General features: G+C 55.2%; 1 pseudogene. It reads right to left on the reverse strand.

Annotation, left to right across the window (positions count from 1 at the left end):
• Window positions 1-86 precede the first annotated feature (86 nt).
• Window positions 87-1,504: pseudogene (locus G7025_RS26510) on the reverse strand (IS1182-like element ISPfl3 family transposase).
• Window positions 1,505-1,586 lie beyond the last annotated feature (82 nt).

Raw genomic sequence — 1,586 nt, forward strand, 5'->3', positions numbered from 1 at the left:
CAGACTGTGTGAAAACACACTGACAGGCCTTAGACCAAACGCCCCGACTTGTTCGGGGCGTTTGTTTTTGTGCTGAAAAAGGCTCTTCAGCCCATCAGTTGCATCATTTTCTTGGCTCCCAAGACACTGATCGCCCGCTTGAAGTTGTACGCGGTCACGGCCAGGGCCATTTCAGCTTTCGTCCCTTCAAGTTGTCGTAGCAAGAACCGCCCGTTCCCAAATAGCCATTGTTTGAGATTGCCAAACGGGTGCTCCACGATGGATCTGCGTCGCTCCATCATCTCTGGATGCAGTTGCATCCGCTGTGCCATACGCTCAAAGGCTTCCTCTTGTGCGTGACGTGAGACATAGCGGCGCTGAGCCTTTGTACATTGGGCTTTCAGCGCACATCCAGCGCAGTCGCTGACTGCCGCCTGGTAGATCCGGTCGCCTTTGCAACGCTGCTTCAGGGTTAGCCATTGACCTGCCGGGCACTGGTATCGATCCTGTTCAGCGTCATAGGTAAAGTCCTGGCGCTCGAATAATGTCTCTCCGCCTGGATTCGAAGTTCGGTTTGGCGGCACGTACACGGTAATAGAGGCATCCTCGCACGCCTGGAATTGCTGGCCATTTGAGTAGCCCATATCGGCTGTCACGGTCAGCGTGTCCTGCCCCAGTTCGGCCTTGGCAGCTTTAGCTATGGGTTCAAGCTGTTTGCGGTCGTCACCATCTTGCGTCACCTCATGGTGCAAAATCAGACAGTGCTCTGCGTCCACGGCTGTTTGCACGTTATAGGCAACACGAGCCCCTTTGGCGTGCGCATCATTCGGGCATCGCTTTCGTGCGTGTTGAATTGCTCCAGCCCCATCGACTTCATCAAAGCTTGGCAACTACGGTTGTCTTGCTGCTTGGCCTCAAGCTTCGCCAGTGCCGCCTTGATCGCAGTGCGATCGACCACTTGCTCGCCCTCTGCTTTATCAGCGGCATCCAGGTCAGCCAGGTATTGGGCGATCCGCCTATCCAGCTTCTCCTCCTGACGCTTGAGCTGATTCAAATTCAGGTGGCGTCGCGAGGAAGCGACTGCCTGAAACTTACTGCCATCGATCGCAACCAGATCGCCCGCAATCAAGCCGACGGATCGGCAGAACTGCACAAAAGCTCGGCACGTCGTAACGAACGCTACTTTGTTGTTCTTGCGAAAGTCGGCGATGGTCTTGAAGTCGGGTTTAAGCCGGTTGATCAACCACATCACTTCGATGTTGCGTTGGCACTCAGCTTCTAGGCGCCGCGACGATCGAATGCGCTGAAAATAGCCATAGAGATAGAGCTTGAGCTGATCGGCGGGGTCGTAAGCTGGGCGCCCAGTGGCCTTGGGCTGAGCCTTCTCAAAACCGAGCTGGCCCAGATCGAGCTTGGTGACATACAGGTCGATGACCCGTACGAGGTGATCTTCAGGGATCAGTTCCTCCAGCGAGACCGGGAACAGGCTGGTCTGGCTGCGGGACTCGCCTTGTATGTAGGCCATAACGAAAAATGCTCCGTATCTTTCGATACGGAGCATTCTCTTAAAGGGCCGGACAGATTGCTAGGTTTTCACACAGTCTGCT

It is taken from the genome of Pseudomonas lurida (assembly GCF_013522705.1).
Lineage (GTDB): Bacteria > Pseudomonadota > Gammaproteobacteria > Pseudomonadales > Pseudomonadaceae > Aquipseudomonas > Aquipseudomonas quebecensis.